The 25,233-nt window shown below is 47.7% G+C and carries 18 protein-coding genes and 1 pseudogene; 8 read left to right on the top strand and 11 right to left on the bottom strand.

All coding sequences use genetic code 11. The features are described 5' to 3' along the window. The first annotated feature begins 347 nt into the window (after positions 1-347). From NST83_RS01915 to NST83_RS01900, 4 genes are all read left to right on the top strand, one after another. The gene (locus NST83_RS01915) at positions 348-1,394 is read left to right on the top strand and encodes a LacI family DNA-binding transcriptional regulator (RefSeq protein ID WP_342416373.1); all 1,047 of its coding nucleotides are present in this window, start codon (positions 348-350) and stop codon (positions 1,392-1,394) included. Between the two features lie 55 nt (positions 1,395-1,449). Continuing rightward, the gene (locus tag NST83_RS01910; RefSeq protein WP_342416372.1) at positions 1,450-2,622 is read left to right on the top strand and encodes a Gfo/Idh/MocA family oxidoreductase; all 1,173 of its coding nucleotides are present in this window, start codon (positions 1,450-1,452) and stop codon (positions 2,620-2,622) included. A 37-nt stretch (positions 2,623-2,659) separates the two neighbouring features. Next, positions 2,660-3,388, top strand: a complete 729-nt coding sequence (locus NST83_RS01905) for a ThuA domain-containing protein (protein ID WP_342416371.1) — start codon at positions 2,660-2,662, stop codon at positions 3,386-3,388. 73 nt (positions 3,389-3,461) lie between these two features. Continuing rightward, a complete protein-coding gene (locus tag NST83_RS01900) occupies positions 3,462-4,568 on the top strand; it encodes a Gfo/Idh/MocA family oxidoreductase (RefSeq protein ID WP_342416370.1) in 1,107 nt (368 codons plus the stop codon). 256 nt (positions 4,569-4,824) lie between these two features. Here the strand turns inward: NST83_RS01900 and NST83_RS01895 are convergent, their stop codons facing one another. Continuing rightward, on the bottom strand, positions 4,825-6,588 hold the full coding sequence (locus NST83_RS01895; protein ID WP_342416369.1) for a sulfatase-like hydrolase/transferase: 1,764 nt from the start codon (positions 6,586-6,588) through the stop codon (positions 4,825-4,827). Between the two features lie 128 nt (positions 6,589-6,716). On the opposite strand from NST83_RS01895, the pseudogene NST83_RS01890 reads away from it, so the two are divergent. Then, a pseudogene (locus tag NST83_RS01890) lies at positions 6,717-7,465 on the top strand (Rpn family recombination-promoting nuclease/putative transposase); the annotation flags it as partial. A 26-nt stretch (positions 7,466-7,491) separates the two neighbouring features. On the opposite strand, the gene NST83_RS01885 reads toward NST83_RS01890, so the two are convergent. The 7 genes from NST83_RS01885 to NST83_RS01855 all read right to left on the bottom strand — a co-directional run bounded on the left by NST83_RS01885 (position 7,492) and on the right by NST83_RS01855 (position 15,105). Continuing rightward, positions 7,492-9,102 carry a S8 family serine peptidase gene (locus NST83_RS01885; RefSeq protein ID WP_342416368.1) on the bottom strand — a complete coding sequence of 537 codons (1,611 nt, stop codon included), beginning with the start codon at positions 9,100-9,102 and terminating at the stop codon, positions 7,492-7,494. A 160-nt stretch (positions 9,103-9,262) separates the two neighbouring features. Further along, positions 9,263-9,913 carry a muscle M-line assembly protein unc-89 Uncoordinated protein 89 gene (locus tag NST83_RS01880; protein WP_342416367.1) on the bottom strand — a complete coding sequence of 217 codons (651 nt, stop codon included), beginning with the start codon at positions 9,911-9,913 and terminating at the stop codon, positions 9,263-9,265. Between the two features lie 234 nt (positions 9,914-10,147). Then, positions 10,148-10,417, bottom strand: a complete 270-nt coding sequence (locus NST83_RS01875; RefSeq protein ID WP_014279347.1) for a peptide maturation system acyl carrier-related protein — start codon at positions 10,415-10,417, stop codon at positions 10,148-10,150. Positions 10,418-10,430: 13 nt separating this feature from the next. Further along, complete coding sequence (locus NST83_RS01870; RefSeq protein ID WP_137061149.1) at positions 10,431-11,552, bottom strand: TIGR04066 family peptide maturation system protein; 1,122 nt, start codon at positions 11,550-11,552, stop codon at positions 10,431-10,433. Between the two features lie 14 nt (positions 11,553-11,566). Then, entirely contained in the window at positions 11,567-13,024 is a 1,458-nt protein-coding gene (ccpM, locus tag NST83_RS01865) for a Cys-rich peptide radical SAM maturase CcpM (RefSeq protein ID WP_342416366.1), read from the bottom strand. A 34-nt stretch (positions 13,025-13,058) separates the two neighbouring features. Further along, positions 13,059-13,250, bottom strand: a complete 192-nt coding sequence (locus NST83_RS01860; RefSeq protein ID WP_342416365.1) for a hypothetical protein — start codon at positions 13,248-13,250, stop codon at positions 13,059-13,061. A 103-nt stretch (positions 13,251-13,353) separates the two neighbouring features. Further along, positions 13,354-15,105 carry an ABC transporter ATP-binding protein gene (locus tag NST83_RS01855; protein WP_342416364.1) on the bottom strand — a complete coding sequence of 584 codons (1,752 nt, stop codon included), beginning with the start codon at positions 15,103-15,105 and terminating at the stop codon, positions 13,354-13,356. A gap of 153 nt (positions 15,106-15,258) precedes the next feature. Between NST83_RS01855 and NST83_RS01850 the strand changes: the two genes are divergently transcribed. Next, on the top strand, positions 15,259-15,903 hold the full coding sequence (locus NST83_RS01850) for a sigma-70 family RNA polymerase sigma factor (RefSeq protein WP_342416363.1): 645 nt from the start codon (positions 15,259-15,261) through the stop codon (positions 15,901-15,903). Between the two features lie 152 nt (positions 15,904-16,055). On the opposite strand, the gene NST83_RS01845 is transcribed toward NST83_RS01850, so the two are convergent. The 3 genes from NST83_RS01845 to NST83_RS01835 are packed head-to-tail and all read right to left on the bottom strand — an operon-like array spanning position 16,056 to position 19,103. Beyond that, positions 16,056-16,910, bottom strand: a complete 855-nt coding sequence (locus tag NST83_RS01845) for a carbohydrate ABC transporter permease (protein ID WP_044646507.1) — start codon at positions 16,908-16,910, stop codon at positions 16,056-16,058. Positions 16,911-16,928: 18 nt separating this feature from the next. After that, positions 16,929-17,813, bottom strand: coding sequence for a sugar ABC transporter permease (locus NST83_RS01840; RefSeq protein ID WP_137061145.1), 885 nt, complete (start codon positions 17,811-17,813; stop codon positions 16,929-16,931). 36 nt (positions 17,814-17,849) lie between these two features. Next, positions 17,850-19,103 carry an extracellular solute-binding protein gene (locus tag NST83_RS01835; RefSeq protein WP_342416362.1) on the bottom strand — a complete coding sequence of 418 codons (1,254 nt, stop codon included), beginning with the start codon at positions 19,101-19,103 and terminating at the stop codon, positions 17,850-17,852. Between the two features lie 493 nt (positions 19,104-19,596). Here NST83_RS01835 and NST83_RS01830 point away from each other — a divergent pair, with 493 nt between their 5' ends. Together NST83_RS01830 and NST83_RS01825 are read left to right on the top strand one after the other, a co-directional pair. Continuing rightward, positions 19,597-21,771: a glycoside hydrolase family 3 N-terminal domain-containing protein gene (locus NST83_RS01830; protein WP_342417852.1), complete on the top strand. Its 2,175-nt coding sequence runs from the start codon at positions 19,597-19,599 to the stop codon at positions 21,769-21,771. A 13-nt stretch (positions 21,772-21,784) separates the two neighbouring features. Then, positions 21,785-25,225, top strand: a complete 3,441-nt coding sequence (locus tag NST83_RS01825; protein ID WP_342417851.1) for a cellobiose phosphorylase — start codon at positions 21,785-21,787, stop codon at positions 25,223-25,225. Positions 25,226-25,233: the final 8 nt, after the last annotated feature.

Raw genomic sequence — 25,233 nt, 5'->3', positions numbered from 1 at the left:
CAAAAGGACAATAGATAGACGAACTAAACTGTTTCGATCTCTATATTGCTGATTTGACATCGCTCTTGGGATTGTTGCAAAATGCTCATTTACGAATTTAATATAACACATCATAAATATTATGGTCAATATTATTATTAAATACTTAATATATTTATTAATTATATTAATAAACGATAAGCAATTGGTTACGTTTAGCAGATAACTACTTTCTTAAGTAAGGATTTTGCAAAATCCTGTAGTAGCTATAGTTGTACAGATGCGATCAAAATTTTATTAAGGAAAGTGGGATTGACAGAGGCAGGGCTGCATGAGAAAATGTACGCGCGTACATAAAATGACTGGAGGTGGGCAATATCGTATCGCGCAAGGAAGTAGCAGAGCTCGCTGGCGTGTCTGAAGCGACGGTATCGCGGGTATTGAACGCGGCCGGTCCCATCAAGGAAGAGACCCGGAAGAAGGTCAAGGACGCCGCCAATCAGCTTGGTTATGTTCCCAGCGCGCTGGCACGCAACTTTGCCCGAAGCAAGAGCGGGCATCTTGGTGTGGTTATGCCTTATGTGCCGAAGGCGCACCTGTTCTCAGCCTATTTTTTCTCCGAGATGCTGAGCGGCATCGGAAGCAAGGCCAGGGACAGCGGACTTGATCTGCTACTATTGTTCCGGAAACCGGGGGAAAGGATGGATTACAGCGGTCTTTTTCGCCAGCAAAAGGTCGATGCCTGTATCGTCCTTGGAGCCAGGGATGACCACGATGAGTTGGAAGCGCTGAAGAGACTTCAGGAAGAAGGGCGTCCGTTCTGCGTCATGAATCACCATTTTGCAGGACAGTCGTTCTGTGAAGTGGATGCAGACCACGTGGAGGGAAGCCGGGCGGCTGTAAGTCACCTCATAGAGCAGGGGTGCAAGCGGATTGCTTTTCTCAACGGCCCGGATAGCTATTCCAACAGTACAGAGCGTTTGAAGGGCTACCGCATCGCGCTTCAAGAGGCCGGCATCGATTATGATCGCGAGCTGCTTCTGGAGGGCAATTACAGCCGTCGAAGCGGGCTTAAAGCGTCGGCTACAATCGCAGGCAGGCTGAATGATATTGATGCCGTGTTTGCGGCGAACGACCGGATGGCCATCGGTGTGATGCAGGGGCTGCGCGAGCTCGGACTGGGCGTTGACCGATTCCCGGCGTTCGTGGGCTATGACGATTCGGATGTGGCCGAGATGTCCGTTCCGCCGCTAAGCAGCGTCCGCGTTCCTTTTTATGAGATGGGGGAGCTTGCGGCCTCGAAACTTATACCGGATTCTCCAGACCGTATTCCAGCCTTGGAACTGACCGGATGCCCCTCGATAAGAGAGCTTCTGTCCACGAAGTTGATTATCAGGGCATCATCCATTCGTTAATAACCGCATTCCTCAACAATCCATTGGAACTCAGACCCATAAGGAGGATAACGACATGTCTAATCGTCTTCGTATCGGAATGATTGGCTACAAATTTATGGGCAAGGCTCACAGCAACGCTTACCGCAATCTGCCCATGTTCTTCCCGGGTGCCCCGCTGCAGCCGGAGATGTCCGTCATCTGTGGACGCAACGAGCAGGGGGTTCAGGCGGCTGCCCGCCAGTTCGGCTGGACCGAAAGCGTTACCAATTGGCATGATCTCGTGAAACGTGAAGATATTGATCTCATTGACATCAACGCTCCGAGTGATGCCCATAAGGAAATTGTCGTTGAGGCTGCCCTCCATGGCAAGCATCTGTTCTGTGAGAAGCCGCTTGCGCTCTCGCTGGCGGATTCCCGTGACATGCTACAGGCAGCGGAGGAAGCGGGTGTCAGACATATGATCGGCTTCAACTACCGCTTCTCTCCTGCTGTCCAGCTGGCAAAGCAGCTAGTCGAGAGCGGCCGCCTGGGCAAAATCTATCATTTCCGTGCCTTTTTCCTTCAGGACTGGATCATGGACCCGTCCTTCCCGCTGGTGTGGCGGCTGCAAAAGGAAGTGGCCGGTTCTGGCTCTCATGGTGATCTTGGCGCTCATCTGATTGATCTCGCCCGGTTCCTGGTCGGCGAGTTTCATGAAGTGATCGGCATGAGCGAGACGTTCATCAAGCAGCGCCCGCTGGCTTCGGAGATGACCGGATTGAGCGCCAAGGGCAACGCCGGGGCGAATGCGCCGATGGGAGAAGTGACGGTCGATGATGCCACGCTGTTCCTGGCACGCTTCGCCGGAGGTGCGCTGGGCAGCTTCGAGGCCACACGGTTTGCGGCTGGACACCGGAGCACCAATTCATTCGAGATCAACGGCAGTCTGGGCAGTGTGCGGTTTGACTTTGAACGGATGAACGAACTGGAAGTGTATTTCACACAAGATGAGAAGGACGTTCAGGGCTTCCGCCGCGTGCTCGCCACCGATCCGGCACACAAGTACTCCGAGGCCTGGTGGCCTGCGGGACATACGATCGGATTCGAGCATACCTTCACCCACGAGATGCTTGAGCTGATGAGTGCCATCTCCGAGGGACGGCAGCCTGTGCCGAACTTCCACGACGGGGTCGCTTGTCAGGCCGTGCTTGAAGCGGTGGAACGATCCATAGAGGAGCGCCGCTGGGTATCCATTGAAGAAATGTAAGATAACTATCACATTCCGAAAGGTGAGTGGATTACAGATGAGCAAGGCACTGATTGTATGGGGCGGATGGGACGGACATGAGCCGGAGCAGGTGGCTGCCATTTTTGAACGGATCCTGAAGGAAGAGCGGTTCGAGGTGGAGGTGTCTAATAACCTTGAAGCCTACCAGGATGCGGATAAGCTGCTTGGCCTGGACCTAATCGTTCCGTTGTGGACCATGGGACAGATTGAGCAGGAGCTGGTCAATCATGTCTCGGCAGCAGTTCAGAGCGGCGTAGGCCTAGCAGGCTGCCATGGCGGCATGTGCGATGCCTTCCGGAACAATGTGGACTGGCAGTTCATGACAGGCGGGCAATGGGTTGCACATCCCGGCAATGACGGGGTGGAGTATATGGTGAACATGAAGCGCGGCTCCAGCCCGCTGCTGGATCATATTAAGGATTTTCAGGTCAAAAGCGAGCAGTACTACCTCCACGTAGACCCGGCGGTTGAAGTGCTGGCAACCACACGCTTCCCGGTCGTACCGGGACCGCATTCAGCCAATGGGCCGGTGGATATGCCCGTTGTATGGACGAAGCGTTGGGGAAACGGTCGCGTCTTCTACAATTCGCTAGGACATCACGCAGATATCATAGAGATGCCTCAAGTGACCGAGATGATGCGCAGCGGGTTCCTGTGGGCTGCGGCAGGCAAACAGACGGCGGCTGCCCAGGGCAGCTCCCTGGCAGATGCTTATACGGGCATGGCAGACAACCAGCAGCGGTAGCGTGGACAGGATGATGTCGGATGCAGTAAGGAAATTCCATTATCCATTTTTTGAAGGTGAAGGGAGTCCAGGCATGAACAAAATGAAGGTGGGCATTATTGGTTGTGGTAAAATCAGCGGAATTTACATGGAAAATTGCCAGCGCTTCGATATTCTGGAGCTGTCGGCAGTAGCGGATCTGGACCAGGGCCGAGCAAAGGAGCAGGCGGCAGCGTATAACGTTCCGAACGTATATTCGGTAGATGAGATCCTGGCTGATCCAGAGATTGAACTCATCATTAATCTGACCATACCGGCCGTTCACGCCGACGTATCCCTCAGAGCCCTTGAGACAGGCAAGCATGTCTATGTAGAGAAGCCGCTTGCGGTCACCCGTGAGCAGGGCCAGGCTGTCTTGGAGCTGGCCCGCCGCAAGGGACTGCTTATCGGCTGCGCACCGGAGACCTTCTTCGGCTCCGGCATACAGACGGCATTGAAGCTGATTGAGGAAGGGGTCATTGGCAGGCCGGTAGCCGCTACGGCCTTCATGATGAGCCGTGGACATGAACATTGGCATCCCGATCCTGAATTTTATTATGCTATGGGCGGCGGACCAATGTTTGATATGGGCCCTTATTATTTGACAGCTCTGGTGCAATTGCTTGGTCCGATTGCCACCATCTCTGGCATGACAGGCAAGGCGCTGGACCAGCGAAGTATTACAAGCGAGAAAAAGAGAGGCCAGACTATCCCGGTTGACATTCCGACCCATGTGGCTGGATTGCTACGCTTCGAGCAGGGGGCTGTCGGCACGCTGATTACCAGCTTTGACATCTTTGGTGGAAGCTCCCTGCCACCGATCGAGGTATATGGTACTCATGGCACGCTGCAGGTGCCTGACCCGAACACATTCGGAGGGCCCGTTCGCTACAGGCTGCAGGGCGAGCAGGAATGGGCAGAAGCGCCGCTGCTGCCGGGCTACCAGGAGAATACACGGGGCATCGGCGTTGCCGATATGGCCTATGCTGTCCGCAGCGGACGGCCTCACCGCGCCAGCGGTGAACTGGCCTACCATGTGCTGGAGGCGATGTGGGCGTTCCATGATTCCTCCGATGAGCAGACATTCTATCCGATGCAGAGCACATGCCTGCGCCCGGCAGCTTTGCCGGAAGGCCTGCCCTTGTATACGTTGGATGCGTAAAAAAATGTCAGCCTGCTGCTAATCGGCAGCAGGCCAGATTTACAAGACTGGTGGGGCTGTAAGCAAAAGTTGTTTTTTTGGATTTTTCACAACATGTCCATGTGAACCCGAAAAAGCGGAGCCCCTCCTTCAAAGAGAAGCTCCGCTGTTCGTATGGTAACATTGTAACCGAAACCATAATTATCGACCGGATCGCGTTTAATAGAGAGCATCAAGCTGTTTCCGATGACCCGGAAGAGGGAAAAAGCGTTGTTTTTCACCTCACACCTGATTGAGCGGGGTATAAACGTTTTTGTTTACGTTGTTCCTCCAATAAGCGCATCATCTGTTGCTGAACGCTTCTGCTCTGCTGCGTTGCAAATGCGGGATGAGCAAGGTTACATGTTTCCAAAGGGTCGCTGGTCAGGTTATACAATTCATATTCGTCACGTTCCGGTTGCGTTTTGACCTGTGTAGCCCATTGAGAATATTGTCCGCATGTATGCTCGCCCACGGGTCGCATAGTAACATCCTTCACCCCCGGTTGGCTCCAGAATTGAGTACTGTCAAAATAGCGGGTAAACTTCCACAGCTCCTTTACACCCTCTCTTTGCAGGGGCGTAATGACAGTCTCGATATGATTGGGCTGAACAACAGACGGATATGCCTCTCCCAGTATATTGATCTGCCGCTGTCCTCGGGTCACATCATCGTCGGTCATAAAATAAACCGGCTGGTCAACTATCTCCCCCTGGTTCTGTCCGCGAATAACAGGAGTAAGATCACGTCCCACCAAGGGGCGGGCTTCGCTAAAGCTGTTTTGCAGGCGACTCTGGATTGCAGTGATGTCAACATTCGCCAGTCCAAGCATCGTAGGCAGGAGATCCACGTGGTTTGTCAGGGTATGCTCGCTTTTATATTGAGGAAACAGATGTTGGTTATGGATAACCAAAGGCACATGCACAATCTCTTCATACGCACAGTAAAACTTTTGATGAAGATTGCCGTGAGCGCCTAGCAAATCTCCATGATCGGATGTAAAAATCACAATGGTATTATCGTAAAAAGAAGAACGGGTCAGTGCTTCAAATACCTTAAGCATCTGACGGTCTGCATTTTTTTGCAACTGGTAGTAAAGCTTTCGATAAAAGGGCTGATCCACAATGGGCTGTAACGCTCTAGGGTAAATATCCCTGTAGCTTGCCTGACAGCGTGGCTTTGTAGCCAGCCATTCGTTGATTGTCGGAGGGGGAGTGACATCTGGCATCGGTTCCACCTCAAATCGAAACATGGGCAATCGCGCAGTAATAGCACCATATAAAACAATATCATGCGGGTTCACAAATGAAGCTACGACTAACCAAGGCTCTGCATGGTTGTCATGTTGTTTCCGACGGTCAAGGGCTTCGATTAGCTGGGCGGTTTCTGCGGCGTACACCTCATCTCGCCCGCTTAAACCAACAGCGGCGGAGGAACCGGAATTTCGTGGGTTTCTCCCATGCGGCTCTGGACCGATCCACCCGGAAAATCCAAAGCTATCCAAGCGGTTGGCTTGCTCATATATGCCTTCCAGTCTTCTGTCGGGTACCCCCGTCAGCGGATGATAGCTGGGAAGGGCTTTGTGCGTACCCGGGATGATAATATCCTCATCGGATATATGCCATTTTCCTTTATAGTACGTTTGGTATCCGGCTGCGCGAAAATAATCCCCCATCGTAGGCACCGTATTTCTATCCAGCCAGAACATATCGGAGTCGAATGCCCCCTTGGCCACTCCGTCTGTCTGAGTGACGCCATGGAGTGACGGATAATGACCGGTGAACAAGGTTGTTCTGCTGGGGCTGCATGCAGCACTTCCAATATAATGCCTGTGAAACTCCAGTCCGTGAGACCTCAAGAGTCCTTGCGTAATAAGATTTTGTCTGCTCCATTCTTTGATTTCCCGGTTTTCATAAACCGCTGGATACCGTTCCTCATCCACAAGGAGTACCAGGAAATTAGGTTTTTCAAAGGATTGGGGTGAAAATGAGCTATCATTCATGTATACACATCCCAGGTTAGTTTTTACCCTAAGAATATGTAGTGAAATGATGAAACAGTATCATTCGGAAAAGAAGTTCAGACATTCTGATATCTTAAAAAAGATGATATAATTAATACTAAACGGGAGCTGGAGAAGCTCAATTAACCGAAATTATTTTAATGAATCCCTATACGGATAAGGACGATCCGTCGACAAGCAGTCTATTTTTGATGTCTATGCCAAGACCGCAGAGGGCAAACTAATTGATATCGAAATGCAGCTTTTCAACAAATACGATATTGAGAAGCGGACGTTGTTCTATTGGAGTAAGCGATACACGGGACAGCTTCATGAGGGCGAAAAATACCAGGAACTAAAAAAATGTGTGACCATTAACATCCTCAACTATTCTTTTTTACCTAACGATGAATACCACAATGTGTTTCATTTACGCGAGGACCGCACAGGGATATCACTTATTGATGATATTGAAGTACATTTTCTGGAACTGCTGAAGCTGGATGAGCAAACCGCATCCTTCAAAGAAGGAGGGCTTATCAACTGGCTGTTGTTTCTTAAAGGCGCAGATCCATCCAAATGGGAGGTTTTAAAAATGAACGAACCCGGATTGGAAAAAGCCATGGACACGCTGCAATTCTTGAGTCAGGATTCAGAAGCAAGACGTCTGTATGAAGCCCGGCAGAAATACCTGCACGATGAAGCTTCCATGATCGATAGAGCAGAATCTATCGGTATGGCAAAAGGATTAACCCAAGGTAAAGAAGATGAGAAAAAGAATATCGCCAAAAATATGCTTTCCATGGGTATGGACATAGCTACCATTGCAAAGGCTACCGGATTAACTGAACAAGAAATTAAAACGATTCAATTATAGAAAATATTACCCAATTAATAGGAATGTTAATTGACCAGCACATACTCTATATATTTATACAGAGCGTCTATAGCCTCCACATTTAAACCTTGGAGCGTCCTTTTCTCCAGAAGTTTATTATTACTTACTATAGAAATTCGGATAGCTTCTGATCCTTCAGTTGTTTGCAACCAAAGCTCCAGCTCTGTATCCGGTGAGTTCTGTTTCCTCAACCCATCCAAACCCTGACAGGCCTCCAGACAAAGAATAACAACATCCGCATGAACCATGGAGGCGATCCTATTACAACAGCATACAAGCTCCTCCATTCTATTTACAGTACGAGAAAAGCAAATGTATTCCATATCATGCAATACAGCTCTGGACTGATCCATTGCAACCCAACAATGATATCCATCCCGGACAAAAGACATTTTCAGCAAATGCAGAAAATAAAATATGTCCATTTCCCCGTCATAATAAATAGCGACAAACGGAATTTCAAGAGACTTTCCTTCCTTATACTTCTCCAGTTCTCTCTGTAGGCCGACCTCTCCATGCCATAAGCGCAATTGACGGGAGAAAAAGCCCATCGTGGGGATATCGCACTGCCATTCACCTGCATAAACCACATGCTTACCGTACTGAATAGCCAAATGACTCACTTGCCGAAGGGTAACCGCATCCATGTGCCCCAATAAAATGAGGGTATCGGTTATACGTTGTTGCTCATGCTCCTGCACGAGCACCGCTTTGATCACAGGAACAGCCTCTTGAGAGGAGATCAGAATTTCACGTTGAATCTGAAAATAATACGGTGCCACTGTACAGGTAGCAGCACCTGCTTTAAATACAAACGCACACCGAATCCAATCTGGATTTCTGTACCGTTGCACTGGTAAACGGGAGGCTTGCACCAGATTACAGCTATGTTCCTGCAATTCGTTCTTAAGCAACTCTATAGAATAAATACACTTAGAGCTCTGCAATAACATACATACCTGTGCCGTGATTAGCGGGGCTGCATAGCTGTTGCTGTTAGGGCACAACACTGTCCCTCCTAACACGTCTGTAAGGGCATGTCTAGCAAAAGCCGTGAATTCAATTCCACCACCGAAGGCCGCCTCAAGGTTATACCTGTATTGACCTGCAGCAAGGTTCCCGCTTCGGTCACATTCTACTCCAATCACATTGCTGAAGGAAGCAGGATAAGTGAGAAAACCGCCATTGTGTGCGGCACTTACCATAATAAGCCCTGCGGCCGCAACTTCATTCACCACTTCCCGCAATAAGGTACGATCCCGAAAATCGGTACTTCCCAGACTGATATTGGCTACCTGTACCCCGTGTTTTACACACCAGCGCAGGGCAGCGCAAAGTTGATCAGCATTTCCTTTCCTTTGTTTCAATATTTTAACACTACTTATCACTGCATTCGGAAAATAGGCTTGTACAATACCTGCACATAATGTCCCATGGTTCATCATGTACATATTCTGTCGTTCGTCTTCCAGGGGCTTGTCTTGGGCAGCACTTGTGGATGTTTGAAAATGAACTGGTAATGAAGAGACCATTTCAATATCATACAACATATTTGTATTGAAGACTTCCGCAGTAACTCCGTCGTCAATAATCGCTACATGAATCTTAGAATTCACTCTTCCCACTCCCCGTTTCCCCCGATAATAAAATAGTTTCCGTGTATCACCACGGAAACTATTTTGAGGATTGCCACTAATCACTACAGTGCCAAGAAACGACCGCCGCTACTTTGCCTTCCTAGTCTATCAAGCAGAAATTAGGGAAGACAGGAATGTGTTAAGCTACAGTATTAACATTCGTGCCGACCGCTTCTGTCTTTCCTTTAGCCGAATCCGAGTAAGCATGGAGCTCTTGCTCAGTCCACACTCCCTCTGCCTCTACACGCTGTTTTTCCTCATCACTTTGATTATCTTCACGGGTAATCGGTTGTTCCCTTTGCAGCGCTTCGGTAATATGCTCATTGACAGCTCCGGCTATATCCAGGATTTTGCTATTAAGCCCCTCTGCCTTCTCTCGCAAGGCCGCAGATTTTGCAGGGTCGCTGTTCTCCCACCCCTTCGCCTCGCTTTGCAATGTGATTTGAGCCATTTTGGTTACTTTCGCCATCTTCAGCTCATTGTTTGCAGAGACAATACCCTTCATCGTGTATGTGAAAAAACTCTGTTTTTGCTCTTCAGCTGTCTTGGGATTATATTGCTCTGTTTTCTCTGCCAATCCCTTTTCAATCTCTTTTTTGCTCTCCTCATCTGTACCTAAAGCCTTGCGTTGTTCTTCAAGCGTCTGTTTCTGAATAGCCTCATCCATTTGTTGAATCTGCTTATCCATTTCCTCAAGGTCAGCTTTTATATTATCTGGACTGGCTCCTCGCTTGACCGCATTACTCAAGTAATCAGAACGCCTATCAATCAGATTTTGTTTTTGCTCCATCAGTCGTTCAAGCACCTTGTTCTGCGGCCTTGCTATACTATTCCTTTCTGTTCGATCATTCTGAGCGGATCCCGAACGATTGTGATTTGCCGTAAAAGACGACCCTCGATGAGATGACGCAATGGATACATTCATCCCGAAACCTCCAATTCATATATTTATGTCCTAAAAAAAGTTATTTCTATTATTATATCGGCCATTGTCTACTATTTATTCAGATTTTTCACAAAATATTCAACTCCTCTGTTCGTTTATACATTCCCTTACAGTCTCCAGCAAACGATCATATGTAAGGAAACAGCCCTCCGATATTCGTTCCTGTGAAATCTGAATAGCAAAGCTTTTTTCTACTTCAAAGAAGAGGTATACCAAATCACGCGGAAGTAGTCTCATTCCCGAACCAAGCAGTGGAGCGCCGATGTCTACCTCATTTAGCCTGATTTCAAAAAGTTTCAAAAAGATATTTTCCAGTTCCAACTCCACAACATCCTGCGTTCCATTCATGTTCTCTCCTCCGTTACAACTTAATAAGATTCTGCTCACTTGAAAAATAATTCAAAATATGATCAGCCATCTTTCCGATGTCGTCATCATTGGACAGGTTCATTATGGGTACAGGATAATCAGAAAACTCCCGCTTCTTCTCTTCGACAAATCGGCTATCCACAGAAGAATATTGCATATTCACAGTAGAGGAAGAATAGCTGTCAAATACATTGTTACACAAGGCATATCCCAATAAAGATGAAGAAAAACGATTTTCAAGATACTTTTGCACATGCTCCAGATACTGAGTGTTGTACTCATCATAATGAAGACAGCAGATCAAACCGTCAGGTACGACAGCCCTTGATGCCAGAAAAGATGTAATACCAAAATAATTCGTGAAGGTATTGTTATATGGTACTACCCCTCCCGGAATGCCTACGAGCATAAGATCAGGTTTCTCACTTTGCTCTATTTTTTTCAGAAAACGATTGAACATAATAATCTTCTGGGTCTCCGTCAGCCCACTCTCCAGCATAAATTGGGGAAAGGAATGAGCACCGACCAGTTCCCCGCACCCGTTCGACGTCATCTGGGAAATCCGATATCCTGCCGCCTCAAGCTTCTGTCGAACAGCAAACTGGAGTCCAAGCTTGTTTGTCCGCTCATTTAAGCCCAGTATAAAAATGACTGGCGTAAAGAAATCGTGAATACCGGAAGCTGGGTCCGGGGCAGTAAGTCCCTTGGTAAATATATCGAATGTATTTTTTAACGTGAGCTTGCTTTCTTGATTCCGATACTGATCGATGATAGTCATGCATTCATCCGGTAAAGTGAAATTACACATTACTTTTTTCCCGAGCTTCATGGCCTTAATAATCAGTGGCAGATAGAGCTCCGTGATGTCCAGTTTAAAATTCGAACGCACCAACAAAATGGCATCGCACTGCTCCAGCTCTTGCTCCAGACAAGACTCCGGTTTCACCGTGAGCCCCGTAACTGCTCCCTTATCGGCTACACAGGCATCCTTCCCGATCATGCCCGACCCCTTAAAGGAAACAAGTACCACCTCGCTGTAACTACCCAATAAATTCAAATTTCTCACAAGAGCTATCGTCTCACTATCAAATGGAAAAATGAGCAGCTTATCCATATTGTGAACTCCTCTCATGCATTTTCAAAATCAAGGATCGTATCATCAGAAAAATCGTATCCAAGCTCATTCAGCATGCAAAAGTCCAGTAAAGTATGTCTTACATCATTTTTCACTACAGCACAGTGGTTCAGCTTCATTTCTCTGGATAATGTGTGCAAATCGTCTGCCACAGCGACGCATAGCGTACAGAAGCGGAAATTCCAGCAATTTTTACAGGCATCTTCAGTAATGGAGCCAACGTTTAATATTTGACTGATTTTATCCACATCAAAGCCCGAATCTACATTGCCAATCTGGACCACCTCAGACTGCTCGCTTACCCGCTCACACGGATACAGGTTTCCATTTACATCAGCAAACAGGCGTTGGACACCCGGCACGCACGGTCCCCCATGATGCGCCTCCAGTGGCATGCCTGCAGACGGCTTTCTGTAATGAAACATCCGGAAGTATATCTGAACATAATAGTCCTTAATCAGCTTGGAGACATGGCTTTCATCCATTCTCCCGAATTTAGACAGCATCATTTTAAATACTTCATAGCCTCGTTGTTCAATAAAGGTATTCCTATACATTACTTCATCCTTTGCATAAGCATCGTTAATGTATGAGGATCTAACGCTATACAAACTCTCGAACGTTTCATAATTAGCGTAGAAATCATTCACACAGCCAAAATCATTGCGGGTATCCATAACGACATTAAAATTAATCCACTCAAACAGATCGGGGTAGCTCTCCTTGATTTTATCTACATTTGCAATAATCGTATCGAATGATCCTCGTCCGTTAACGGCGAACCGTCTGTTTCTGTCATGATTTTCCTTGTCTCCGTCCAGGCTGACTGTAAGGACAAATTGGTGCTCATTCAAGAATGCCAAAATATCGTCATTAAGCAATGTACCGTTGGTCGTCAGATGAAAACCGATATCCCTGTGCACCACTTTTTCCTTGATATATTCAACACATTGCTGGATGAGCGGGAAATTGATCAGTGGCTCTCCCCCATAAAAGCCAAAATCGAGCCGTTCACTGTCCACTGACCTGTCGATTACAAAGTCAATGCACTTTTTCGCCGTTTCAAAATCCATCCGCAAGCTGGAATGCCCACGATTGTCATAATTTCCAGAATAGACACAGTAGGAGCACCTGAGATTGCAATTTTGCGTTACTTGCAGGGTGAGCGTCTTAAGCTGGTACTTTAACATATGCTCCAAATGTTTGGTCTTCGGGTGGTGAATGATCTGCGGACGCTGTGAAGATAAAAAACCGTTATCCAGTAAATGTCCAATATACTGTTGCAACTCTGGCGTATCTTCTATTTGATTCAGATCAAAGCTGCGATGCTGATTCAAAAAGTCATACGCTTCCTCCTTAATCCGCAAAATCAGGTTTGTATTCACATCATACAGATAATGATGCAGTCTAGTCTGAAATGTATATATAAACGGTTTACAAATGTTCATCATTCACACCTACTCTAATTTAAAGTGGTGGAAGAGCCTAAAATACAGGCTCCCCCAAGTTGATGAATAGCTTAATAATTGCCAATGCCTGTTCCATTGTCTCTTCGATAGGAGCCATCACTTTCTCTTTGGGTGTTGGAGCTTCTGGTCGAGCTGCCTGCACAATAACAGGAACAAGGACAGTAGCAGGAACATCCGCAGCCAAATGCCTCAATCGTATCACTGACATTTGTGTTTCGTTTCACAAGCTTACGCATGCTAAACCTCTCCTTTCTTTTACAAAATGGTTTAAAGCGGTGTTCATCTATACTAATCCCAGATAAGAGACAAAATCACCAAATCATTTCATTTGTTTTCTCATCATTCTCCGAAACCCATTTTCTGTAGCCTGGATGATGCTCCATAAAGTAGTGATGTGATCCAATTTGGGCTGACTGTCCAGCTTCCAGCAAAATAATTTTTTGAACATACTTCAACACCTCGCTACGATGTGTGACAACGATTACCGTCTTGTCACTCAAACGTGTCTCCAACAATTGATGGACATTCACCTCGGAAGCTGCATCCAGATTAGAGGTCGCCTCATCCAGAATAAATAGCGGTGCCTCCCTAACCAATGCCCGGGCCATGGCAATCTTCTGTCTTTGACCGCCTGACAGTCTGGAGCCATTAGACCCGATACGAAAATCGTCTGACAGACTCTGTGTGAATTCAGTTAATCCAATGTCTCTAATACTTGTAGCAACTACGTCGTCACTGACACCTGAGCCTAACCGAATATTGTCACGAATCGTAGTATCGAATAAATACACTTGCTGGCTGACCAAAGCTATCCGGCTACGATATTCATCCATTTCGTAGCTTTGAATATCAATGCCCTCATAAGTGATGATCCCTTGATCGGGTTGGCAAAAACGCATAATGAGATCAAGAACGGTGGATTTGCCCGATCCATTGGCTCCTATGATTGCAACCTTCTCCCCTCTAGCAATCATAAAGTTCAATCCACTTATAACAGGCTCATCTTCGTTATATGAAAACGAAACATTATGAAACGCAATGTGGTTGTCCGGTGCCCGATTAGAAGAAATAGGCTCTAAAACAGACAAATCCAACGTTTCCTCCTCTTCTCCATCCAGAAATTGATAGTAGCGAATGGCAGACGGGAGAATCTCAGCCAGCATGTAACCTATATTTAAGATGGCGAAAATAGGCGTTGTCACATAGGCACTGTACGCAATAAACGCAAAAATACCGCCAACGGTAAGCTCTAGCCGAAATATAAGATTGGATCCAATGATATACAGCACCATAATCAGCAATTGAATCAAGATAGATTCCGAGGCCGTATTCCATGCATCCAGCATCGATATTTTTCGTTCCGTACCGACGATACGATGCTGCCTCGATGAGAATTCCTGATGCCTGTTAGCAAGCAGACCGAACATCCGCTGCTCCTTCATTCCTCCGATGGCCTCTCCAAACCACTGCGCAAAATCACTGCTACTTTCTATCATTTCTCCTATCAGCTTTTTTCTGCGCCTGACAAAATACTGTACAGCAACATACTTGACTGGCAAAAAGCAAAGCACAATGACTGTCATTTTCCAATTAATCATGAACAAACCACATAAACCGCCAATCATACTAAACGCCTGCATGATGACGAAAAAAAGTCCGCTGTCTGCAACCCTTGATATATTACCTACATCCATACTGATTTGATTGAGCAGTTCTGCTTCGTTCGTACGGGTAAAATAACTCATTCGGAGCCTTGTCAAATGGAGGTAGGCCCTCTCATATAGTGAATACGTTATATTGGCACTTAAACCCGCCCTGAATGCTTCCTTGCATACATGCAATAGCTTGTCTGAGCATACCAGCACAAATGCAGCAGACGTGTACAGGATTACAGCATGCATATTTCCTTTTAAAAGGCCGTCATCCATAATGAGTCTGCTTGTTAAAGGCAGTAGCATGTTCATACCCGCCGATATCATTAGACACGTCAGAATAATAGTGACGGACTTCAAGTGCGTCCTAAATAATCCCGCCAATCGTTTGAACACAATTGATTCTTTCATCCCTCTCCCTCTTCCCCTCTTGTTCCCTCTCCTTTACTAATACCATTTTGACGATATAATCACCCGATCTGAACATATAGATCTTCCTTTAATTCCATACTCACGAAATGAAGCTGTGACTTTTGTTATCTCCAATACATCCAAATATTGTATATGATGGTCATGAGTTTTATAACGTTTATGATCTTTCATCCGTCTAAAGGAGGCTTGAACATGCCGACAACGATGGTTACAGACTGCTGTGAAGGGGATCAATGCACTAGACAGTACAATTGTTTCTATAATCAAATATGTGAACTTTATCTGGACGACGTGTACCGTTTCTGCATACATCTGCTCAAAAATGAATTGCAATTTAGATGCATAGCAGAGGAGTGTACACAAGATACTTTTTTGACAGCAAGACAACAGCTATGTAAGCTCAAACTTCATCCCAATGTGAAAGGGTGGCTATACCTCACGGCCAAACACTTTGTACATAAATCATTAAGACGCTACTACACACAAAAAAAGCATGAGACTATGTTTGAACATGAGGCTTGCAGTCTTTCAATTTCGGTAGAAGAGGATTGGGAGAAAAGCAGGTTCGAAGATATTGATCAGATTATAAACAGCATCCTGATGCAACTCTCGAAGAAAGAATATGAGCTATATCAGGATTATTTTTTGCAGAACATGTCCATTTCGATCCTTGCTACCAAATATAATATTTCTATTACAGCTACCACTACACGGATTTACAGGCTTAGAAAAACACTCCGCACCCTGTCACATCAATATTATTTGACTCATATGTAAATACAGACCCCTGTGCAAACATACCAGCACTTCGGATGAACCAAACAAGAAACCAGATTTTATATGACACAACAAAACGGCGGAGTTCCTCGGTATTAAACCAAGAAACTCCGCCGTTGCTATGTGTAGCCTATAACCCACCGCTACAACTACTACTTAATGCCCGAAATCGTATAATTTTCGATAATATACTTTTGGAAAACAATGAATATGATCATGATCGGTACGACCATGAAGGTCGAGCCTGCCATCTGGAGCGCGAACTGGCTCTCATTTTGGCCTTTGAGCAACGATAGTCCCACGGACAACGTATACAGCTTCTCATCGTTCGCAATAATGAGCGGCCACAGGAAGCTGTTCCAACCGCCGATAAAGGTCAGAATGGCCTGTACGGCCAAAATCGGTGTTGAGATAGGCAGTACAATTTGCAGGAAAGTACGAAACTCCCCTGCACCATCAAGGCGCGTTGCCTCCAGCAGTTCTTCCGGAATATCGGACATAAACTGTCGGAACAGGAAGATGGCGAAGGCGCCTACCAAGCCAGGAAGTACAATCCCCATCATGGTGTTGGTTAATCCCATCTGGTTCAAAATCAAATACACGGGAATCATCGTCACCTGCCCCGGAACCATCATCGTGGCCAGCACCAAATAGAACAGGAAACCTTTACCTTTAAATTTGAATTTGGCAAAGCCGTAGCCTGCCATGGCGTTCAGGAATAATCCAAAAAAGGAAGCTAATACAATCACCAGTGTATTAGTCAGATAGGTGCCAAAAGCCATGCTATCAAATAGTGTTTTAAAATTGTCCAATGTGAAATGCTGCGGCCAGATGGTTGGAGGAATTTGGGTTACCTCGCTCTCCGTCTTAAAGGAGGATAAAATCATCCACGCAAAAGGCAGCACCATCAACAGACCTCCCACGGTCAGGAGAATCGCCACGAACCATTGAAATGTTTTTTCTCCACTGCGCGAATTGGCGCGGGCTTGCTGAACAGCTGTTTTCACGTTCATCACCTCTCTCTATCAGGACTCCGCTTTATTTTGCAAACGGAACTGAATCAGCGTCACCGCGATGATCGCAAAGAACAGAATGAACGATCCCGCCGCGGCATAACCGAATTTACTAAATTGGAAACCGTTATTGTATATAAACAGGGATGCTGATAGTGTGCCGTCAAGCGGTTTCCCTTTGGTCATGACGAACGGTTCCTCGAAAAATTGCAGCCAGCCGATCATCGTCGTAATGGATACGAAGAAAATGGCGTAGCGGAGCTGCGGAAGGGTAATATAACGAATTTGTTGCCATGTGTTGGCCCCGTCAAGCTGAGCCGCCTCATAGTAAGAACCCGGAATCCCTTTAATGGCAGCAATGAAAATAATCATATTTAAGCCTATTCCCCGCCAAACAGCCAATAAAATAAGCGATATCTTCGCCATCGTAGGATCGGTCAGCCAAGGAACAGGATCCAGATTCATCATGCCCAGTACATAGTTGAAAAGCCCGAGGGTCGGATTATACAAATAACTCCAGACCACCGCTACCGCCACCACGTTTGTTACGGACGGCAGATAGAACACCACGCGGAAAACTTTGAAAGCACGTGATTTACCCATGTTAATCAGGATTGCAATGCTGAGTGAAAACAATAGCACTAAAGGAACCCCGATGATGACGAAAAATAGAGTGTTCCCAATGGACTTTAGAAAAGAAGGGTCTATTAGCACATTCTTGTAATTTTCCAGTCCTATAAAGCGAATATTATCATAATTAACGAGTCCTGACAGATCCATATCTGTGAAGCTGATCACGAGTGCCAGTAAAATCGGCAACAACGAAAACAGCGTCAGCAGAATGATGGAGGGACCGATAAACAAGTATGGCGCAAGCTTCTGCGAGCTTCCTTTCATGCCTTCACTCCCTTTGACAATGACGGATACGGATCATTATTTTTTCATAATACTTGCAGCTTGCTGGTTAAAATCATCCATTTCCTTCTGTACGTCGGCTTGACCACGGTAAATGCGCTCGAAGCTCTTGATGAATTGTTGAGAAACCTCTTCCCATGCTGCCAGCTGCGGTAATGCTGCGGAATGATCGAGCTGTTTACGAATCGTTTGAAGCATCGGATCACTCTTCAATTTTGCATCTTCCCATGGCTTGGTAGCAGCAGGCAAGGTACTGGACAGCTCCATCCACTTCAGCTGCGTTTCCGGTTTGCTCATGTAAGCCAGGAATTTGGCCGATTCCTCCGGGTGCTTGCTAAACTGCATAATCGAAAGATTCGACCCGCCCAAAACAGACAGGTTGTTTACTTTGCCAGGAAGCTCCGCTATATTCCATTTTCCATCCAGCTCAGGTGCCTTGCTCTTGATTTCTCTAATCATGTAAGGACCGCTGATAAACATAGGAACGATACCATCACCTTGCAATCCCTGAACGGAATCTATCCCAAGATCGAGGGCATTGGAGCCGTTTTGGAAAAAGGTATTCAAATACTTCACAGCTTCTACAAACGGCGGCTGGTTGAACAGCGGATTGCCCTGCTCATCAATCAGCTTGGAGCCGTTCTGAAGAGCGAACATAAAGCCCAGAGACTGCTCCTTGGAATTAATGGCAATACCATATTTCCCTTTGCCACGCGCCGCCAGCTTTTGAGCAGCGTCCGAAAGTTCTTCCCACGTTTTAGGTGCTTCATTATATCCAACCTGCTTCAATAGATCTGAACGGTAGAACAAAATCTTCGTTTCGGTATACCAAGGAACGCCTACAGGTTTCCCCTCAAATTTTGCCGTATCCACAGCACCCGAAAAGAAATTCTTTGAATCCAGCTCAGGATATTTGCTGATATAAGGGGTGATGTCCGTCAATGCACCCGCAGATGCAAGCTCCGGAACCCATGATGTACCCAACTGAACCACATCCGGACCGGATTTGGAAGCAACTGCTGTCAGCAGCTTATCGTGAGCATTATCCCAAGGCAGTGCCTGCACATCTACATGAATATCAGGATTTTCCTTTTCAAAATCCTTTGCAATCTCAGGCAGCAACTTACCTTCCGCCCCCATGCCCCATAGGGTAATCGTCGTTTTTCCATTCGCATCCTTGCCGGATGATTCATCCTTGGACGAACAGCCTGCCAACGCGCCCCCCAGTAATAAGGTGCTTGCCAAAACGATCCCTAACGTTCTTTTCATCATACAAATTCCTCCCGAGATGACCGGCTCACCGATCATTCAAATATGATACCCGATTCGATTACACACGTTAAAGTATACAGTGTTTAAAGCCAAATAAAGCCTGACGATATAGAAAATATGTGGAAAGCGTAAGGACCATACCCATCAATAGAAACGTTTCGATAGTCATTATAAAACAAATTGAAACCGTATTCAATAGGGATATTATTTTTTATTCGTCTAGAATTATGCCCAATTTTCTTTCGTTTCATCTATAAATCGTTATTTTCTTTGTAAAATAACCTTCTTTTTCGATTTGACTCTCTATTTGAAAGCGTATATAATCCAACTGAGTTCAACAATAGAAACGTTTCGATTAATAATACGACAGGATACTAAGCATTTATGTAAAGTATTAGCCTATTCGTCGCTTCTTTGAATCAGTCTTAACTAAAAAATCTCATGGATCTGAAAAAGAAAGCTGCAACCATAGCAGCTTACGGAGGATTGTATGATGGAACAACAACTGAATTCCTATCTGCAAAATATGACGCTTGAAGAAAAAGTCGATCAACTGCTCCAGCTCGTGGGAGCCTTTTTTGAGGATGCGGAAACGGACGGCCAAATTACCGGACCTATGGCATCTCTGGGGATCACAGAAGAAACGGTCCGTAACGTCGGATCGGTGCTTGGCATCGCAGGAGCCGAAGAAGCTATTCGAGTTCAACAAGCACACCTAAGTAAAAACCGTCTGGGTATTCCGCTTCTAATTATGGCAGACATTGTACATGGCTTCAAAACGATTTTTCCCATACCGCTGGCTATTGGCTGTTCATGGAATGTGCAGCTCGCAGAAGAGAGCGCTACCATTGCTGCCAGAGAAGCTTCTGTATCCGGTGTTCATGTCACCTTTGCTCCGATGGTGGACTTGGTACGTGACCCGCGCTGGGGCCGTGTAATGGAATCTACAGGGGAAGACCCTTACCTCAACAGTGTATTTGCCCGTGCTTTCGTACGCGGCTTTCAAGGCAAGGACCTGACGAACGATACAGACCGGGTGGCGGCGTGCGTGAAGCATTTTGCCGCATACGGAGCAGGCGAAGGCGGACGGGATTACAATACCGTCGATCTGTCCGCATGGCAGTTGCGAGAGTATTATCTCCCTTCCTACAAAGCTGCGCTAGATGAAGGCTGTGAAATGGTGATGACCTCCTTCAATACCGTAGAGGGTGTAGCTGCAACGGGCAACAAGCGCCTGATGCGCGATTTGCTTCGTGAGGAGTGGGGTTTTGACGGTGTACTCATCTCGGATTGGGCCGCCATCAAGGAGCTTATTCCCCACGGCATTGCCGAGGATGAGCGTGAGGCAGCACAGAAAGCATTGCTGGCAGGCGTAGATATTGAAATGATGACCTCCTGCTATAACGGGCATCTGCCTGAGCTGGTTCGCAGCGGGCAGCTGGATGAAGCGCTCGTCGATGAAGCGGTCATGCGCGTATTGAAGCTCAAGCAAAAGCTGGGCTTGTTCGACAATCCGCTGCGCGGTGCAGACCCTGAGCGGGAACGTGAAGTCGTGTTCTGCGAAGCTCACCGTGCGGTTGCCAAGGAATTGGCGATCCAATCATGCGTACTGCTCAAAAACGATTCCGTTCTTCCACTGAATCGCAGTCAGCATATCGCACTGATCGGGCCTTTTGCAGAGAGCGGTGATATTCTTGGCTCTTGGTCGTGGAGCGGTTCGCAAGAAGAGGCTGTTCAAGTCATTGACGGCTTCAAATCGAAAATATCCTCCTCGCTGCTCTCGGTAGCGACTGGGTGCTCTATAGACGAAATATCTGAAGAACAATATGCAAAAGCATTGCAAGCTGCCAGCCAGGCAGAGGTCATCGTACTGGCGCTCGGTGAGCGCTCGGATATGAGTGGCGAAGCGGGCAGCCGCTCGGATATTCGCCTGCCACAAGCCCAACTGGAGCTGGTGAAACGCCTGAAAACGCTGAACAAGCCTATGGTAGCCGTGCTGTTCAACGGTCGTCCACTGGATCTGCACGGTGTTATTGAAGAAGCAGACGCCGTACTGGAAGCCTGGTTCCCCGGCGGTGAAGGCGGCGCGGCGATTGCCGACCTACTGTACGGCGATGCTGAACCAACGGGCCGTCTGACAATGTCCTTCCCGCAATCGGTGGGGCAGGTGCCTGTGTACTATAATCATTTTAATACAGGACGTCCTCAGCTAGATCCCAATACAAAGGAACGCTACGTCTCCCAATACCTGGACGTACCGAACGAGCCTTTATTCCCGTTTGGCTATGGCTTGAGCTATACGAAAGTTGCCTATGATAGCGTACAGCTTTCCAGCGACACCCTCAACCCCAGTCAAGCACTGACCGTGAAGGTACGGGTAACGAACACAGGAACACGTCCTGTCGAGGAAACGGTTCAATTCTATGTCCGTGATATCAGCGGAGATACGGTTCGCCCGATGAAAGAGCTAAAAGATTTCCGCAAGGTTCTGCTTGCCTCAGGCGAAAGCCATGAAGTGGAATTTGCATTGACTGAGCCTCAGTTGCGCTATCACCATGCAGACCTGAGCTTTGATAGTGACAGCGGTGAATTCGCCGTCTTTACAGGACCTAACAGCCGAGATACTACTGAAGGACGTTTTCGTTTAGTGAAAGAAACAGGAAAGTGAGGCGTAACCTTTGATGAATACAAGTCTGGATCAAAATATTTTGCTACGGGTTGGAGACCTGTCCTTCACCTTCTTGAGCAGCGGTGATTTATATAAAATCGCCCATGGCTCAACCATGATCAATCAACTGCTGACCAATTCTGTCGACGGTTCCCTGAACAACCTGTACATGCGACTGTACCGTCCGTCCGGCGTCAGCATTACTCCCCTGCTGGGAGTTCGATCACCTGGAGTAGTACGACAAACGGATCAACAAATTATTTGGGAAGGATTTACATCAGGTGTCGGCTATCAGGTGACATTCACACTAAGCGGTCTCGGGGTATGGTTCTGGGATGTAACTCTACAGGGTGATGACGTGGAAGCTGATATCGTGTACGGTCAGGATATCGGCATTGCGGATACAGCGGCTGTACGCAGTAATGAAGCTTATCTGTCTCAATATATCGACCATACCGTCTACCATGATGAACAAAGAGGCTATACGGTTTGCTCCCGTCAAAACCAGCCGCAAAGTCAAGCGTTCCCTTACATCCAGCAAGGCTCGTTGACCCGCACCGTCGGTTATTCGACGGACGGATTTCAATTCTTTGGGCTTTCGTACAAAGAAACGAACGAGCCGGAAGCACTGCGCCGCGATTCGCTCGCTAATGAAGTATACCAGTACGAATTTGCTTATACGGCGCTGCAATCCGAGCGGGTAAAGCTCGCCGGGGATGCACGCTTTACCTTTTACGGTCTGTTCCAGCCGAATCATCCGACAGCCGTTACAAAGCTGGAGTACCAGGAACTGGTGACGAAAGCACGCGAAGAAGTAGCGACGATTATGGAAACTGCTTCCGGAACCGCCATCCCAGAGAACGTCACAAGTCATCTCCAAACTGGGCGGGTGGCTCCAGCCCAGAACATCGGGGAGCCGCTGCGCACGCTGGATATGACCGCAGCCGAGTTGGATCAGCTCTTCCCGAAACGGCAGGAAGAAGAACGGGACGGCGACACGTTGCTCTCCTTTTTCACGGACAGCTATGAACATGTCGTACTCAAATCCAAAGAGCTTCGTGTAGAGCGTCCCCATGGGCATATTTTAATGGGCGGGCATTACGCGGGAGGTAAGGAAGAAACCATTACAACCACCTCCTATATGTACGGGGTGTTCAATTCCCAGCTTGTGGTTGGCAACACGAATTTCAATAAAATGATCACAAACGCGCGTAATGCACTCAATATTCCGAAAACATCCGGTCAGCGTATCTATGTCGGAATCCATGGGAAATACCATCTGCTCACGCTGCCTTCCCTGTTCGAGATTGGCTTTAACTATGTGCGCTGGTATTACAAAACTGCTGACGATATGCTCATCATTACAAACCATACCAACGCCGATACGCCAGAAGTGCGGCTTCACGTGCGCTCGGCAAGCGGCAAAGCCTATCCGTTCCTCGTGACTCAGCAAATGTCCATGCATGTGAACGAATATGAGCTCCCGTTTCATATGGAACGGGACGGTGAGGACCTGCTCTTCCGCGCAGACCAGGCTTCCCTGAGCGCCGAAGCCTACCCGGACCTGTTGTACCGAATGCAGGTACAAGGCGCTCCACTACAGCAAGTGAGCGACGCTCACACGCTGCTACAGGGTACAGCCTCCCCCGATGCATCTCTGGTCGTGCTGGAGCTAGGCGACAGCAGCGAATGGACCTGCACCGTACAAGGTTGGCTGCATGGCGATCCGTCCAGCAAAGGTCGAGCACATGCGGAAGGAGTTGCCTCTTTCGAAGCTGAGCGCGAGCGCTATCGGCAGTATTTTTCCGGGCTGATGAATGGTTTTCATCTGACGCGTAGCGGACATGAAACCAACGAGCTGTTCCGTGTAAATGCGGTGGCCTGGTGGTACACCCACAATATGCTTGTCCACTATTCCGTGCCTCATGGTCTGGAACAATACGGTGGTGCAGCTTGGGGAACACGCGATGTATGTCAGGGTCCGGTGGAATATTTTTCAGCCGTGCAAAAGTTTGACGAAGTCCGTTCCATTCTACTGACCGTGTTCAGTCATCAGTACGAGGATAGCGGAAACTGGCCGCAATGGTTTATGTTCGACAACTATACTCGCGTTCAACAAGAAGAAAGCCATGGCGATATTATCGTCTGGCCGCTAAAGGTACTGGGAGATTATTTGACCGCTACTCGGGACTACAGTATTCTGGAAGAAACTGTACCCTACACCAGCCGGCATACTTTTGATTATACAAAACAGACCGCGAGCCTCATGGAACATGCGATGAAGGAAATCGAATATATTCGGGCGAATTTCCTTCATGATACACATTTGTCGGCCTACGGCGACGGCGATTGGGATGACACGCTCCAGCCAGCCAACGCTCAACTGAAGCAATACATGGCGAGCAGTTGGACCGTTGCACTCACCTATCAGGTGGTTGGCAACTTTGCTGCTGCACTGGAGCAAGCCCCCGCAGACGTCGTAAGCGGAGCCGCCGAGATCGCACGGGAGCTGCACCAGATGGCCGAAGGCATCCGCCAGGACTTTAACCGCTACATGCTGGAGAGCGGTATCATCCCGGGCTTCGTGTATATGGAAGAGCCCGGTCAGCCCAAGCTGATGCTCCATCCGTCCGATACGGAGACGGGGATTCACTACCGTTTGCTGCCGATGACACGCAGCATGATCAGCCAGCTGCTCACGCCGGAGCAAGCATTGGCTCATGAGCAGCTCATCCGCGAGCAGTTCCTGTGCCCGGATGGCGTGCGTCTGATGAACCGCCCTGCACAGTACGATGGCGGTGTGAGTTCGCACTTCAAGCGTGCAGAGCAAGCGGCCAACTTCGGACGCGAGGTCGGGCTGCAATATGTGCATGCCCATATCCGCTTCGCGGAAGCCATGGCCAAGCTCGGTCGCAAGGATGACGCCTGGCACAGCCTGAAGCTCATCAACCCGGTCGGCATTCGCGCGTCCGTACCGAACGCCGAATGGCGTCAGAGCAACGCGTATTTCAGCAGCTCGGATGGCAAATTCAATACCCGCTACGAAGCACAAGAGCGGTTTGGTGAACTGCGTGAAGGAGCCGTTCCGGTCAAAGGCGGCTGGAGAATCTACTCCAGTGGTCCGGGGATCTATATGAATCAGCTCATATCGAATGTCCTTGGCATCCGTCAGTCGGGCGAAGACCTGATTCTGGACCCTGTACTGCCGGATAATCTGGACGGCTTGGAATTTGAATTTGCTTTTGCCGGGAAACCCGTTACCTTCGTCTACCGCATGCTGCAAGAGCATAATAGCGGTGAGCAAGGCCGCGCGGTATTGAACGGAGCCCCACTGGAAAGCGAGCCAGCCGACGACAATCGCTACCGTTCGGGTGCCCTGCGCATCAAGCGCAAGAATTTCGAACAGGCACTAACAGAACATGACGGTATACATCGCCTGGAGATTATTTTTTAAAGAGCATT

The organism is Paenibacillus sp. FSL R10-2782 (genome assembly GCF_038592985.1).
Classification (GTDB): Bacteria; Bacillota; Bacilli; order Paenibacillales; family Paenibacillaceae; genus Paenibacillus; species Paenibacillus terrae_C.
This window is presented reverse-complemented; position numbering and strand designations above follow the sequence as displayed.